The organism is Vallitalea maricola (assembly GCF_036985595.1).
Lineage (GTDB): Bacteria > Bacillota > Clostridia > Lachnospirales > Vallitaleaceae > Vallitalea > Vallitalea maricola.
Map to the genome: position 1 here is coordinate 1 of NZ_BTPU01000240.1, position 246 is coordinate 246.

The window sequence follows — 246 nt, forward strand, 5'->3', positions numbered from 1 at the left end:
ATCATTTACTCCATTAGCGCCTGCACCGTAGTAAATGATGCATCCAATGTATTTTTCTCCAAAAATGTGAGTAACCTCACTCTAGAGGAATGTGCCATGTTGGCTGGTTTACCCCAAGCCCCTAGTAGATATAACCCTGTAGAACATCTAGAAACAGCAAAGAAAAGACAAAAAATAGTTATGAGTGTTATGTTAAAAAATGGATATATAAGATAAAGTATTAAGCAAAAAAACAGACAACGGTTG

Annotated in this window: 1 protein-coding gene; it reads left to right on the plus strand. The window is 35.8% G+C overall.

What is annotated here, in order from left to right; translation table 11 throughout:
* The coding region (locus AACQ14_RS23985; RefSeq protein WP_339366058.1) for a transglycosylase domain-containing protein at positions 1-216 on the plus strand (216 nt) is incomplete at its 5' end.
* Positions 217-246: the final 30 nt, after the last annotated feature.